General features: G+C 42.4%; 1 protein-coding gene. It reads right to left on the reverse strand.

The annotated features are described in order from the left end of the window. Window positions 1-1,667, reverse strand: a 1,667-nt coding sequence (locus CKO12_RS14210; RefSeq protein WP_338032765.1) for a type ISP restriction/modification enzyme, incomplete at both ends; no start/stop codon positions are given.

Consider the following 1,667-nt stretch of genomic DNA (forward strand, 5'->3'; position numbering starts at 1 on the left):
GCTAAATGCCCAGAAATCCGCAGCAGTTTTCACTCGCGGAATGCGCGGTAATTCTTTGCTCAAATTGTCGGCATAACTGGTGCGATATTCCGGCGAATGCAGCAAACCATAAATATAATAAAACAGGCCTTCTTTATTGAGCGTTGCATCTGGATAAGCCGTTTGGAAATGGTTTAACCCTGCGTCAGTAATTGCATCGCGGCGCGTGCGGGTTGATTCAGTTGCAAATAAACTGGCGTCACTCGTTGCTGGTGCTGGCTCGTCGTATAAATAGAGCGGGAAACATTGACCTTTCTCAATGTTATCTAAACAAGGCAAAATTTTTGTAATTAAAACAGAAAAGTTACGCGCACCAATACCAGACACACAAATCACCACATTTTCCGCCGTTGCATCTGGGAAAATACGGGGCATTTGATAAACACAGTTATTAAAATGCTCGTTAAAATACATCCAATTTTTAGAATAAGGTCGATACAGTGAAATTATAAACCCAGATTTGATTACTTGCCGTGATTTATGATTTCCCAAATCCTGTTTTACCTCACGAGTCCAACTCAATCTGCTTGACGTAAAATCAACAAATTTCTCGACATCAGGATAATCTTTTTTTACTTTTCCGGCGCAGGATATTTTATATCGTTCAACTTCGGAATTATAATAAGCAATCATATTTTCTACAGTCTTTAACAAACTGCTGTGAGAAAAATTGTAAACCCACGCATCCCGATTAGTTTTTACTCCATTTGAGTAGTTTTCAAACAATTTAATACCGTCACTTTTTTTATCTCCCAGCACGATAAAATCAGAAAAATTATCATTGCGTTGATTTAACCAATCGCCGTGCTGATCCGGTGTGATTGCTTGCCAGCCATCGCTTGCAGTAATGCCTGCGACGCTCACAAAAGCGTTAATTTTGTCTAACTTCTCCTCACGGCTTAGAAAATCACCAATGTCGTGAAAATAAATCTGCCCGTGCTGCGCCGCATTCTGATTTTTAACCAACAACGAGATTGCAATTGGCGCACGGCTGCCCATGCCAAACACATTATCTTTTTCTTTGCGCCGCAATTCGCCAGAAGTGCGAGCATTACCGCGTAAATGAAAAATATAAATGCTGCTAAATTCTTCTGCTAAACACTGCCGCAAACCGTCCGCTGTATTTGCTTCTAACCAACCGGCATTGGTGACAAACCCAATAATCCCGCTGTCACCAATCCGATCTGACGCCCAGCGAATCGCCCGAATATAACTATCATAAAGCGCATTTTTTAATGTTGCCGTTGAGCGTTCGGCATAGGTGCTGCGGATGCGTTCATCCAAACCTGCGTAGCGCAAATTGGCATTGTTATCATTGGCGCTGGCTTGCCCAATTGAATACGGCGGATTGCCAATAATCACCCGCACCGGCAATTGTTTTTGCTTGTGCCGCCGCGAACTATTTTCAGCCAACAGTTCATCTAATAAATCGCCTTTTTCATAAAGCTGGAACGTATCGGTTAAACAAATCCCGCCAAACGGTTGATAATTGCCGCCGACCAAACTGTGATAACTGGATTCAATGTTGATTGCCGCGATGTAATATGCCAACAGCACAATTTCATTGGCGTGAATTTCGTATTGATATTTGAACGGCAATTGCTCCGGGCTAATTAAACCGCTGTGCA

Source organism: Chromatium okenii, from assembly GCF_016583745.1.
GTDB lineage: Bacteria > Pseudomonadota > Gammaproteobacteria > Chromatiales > Chromatiaceae > Chromatium > Chromatium okenii.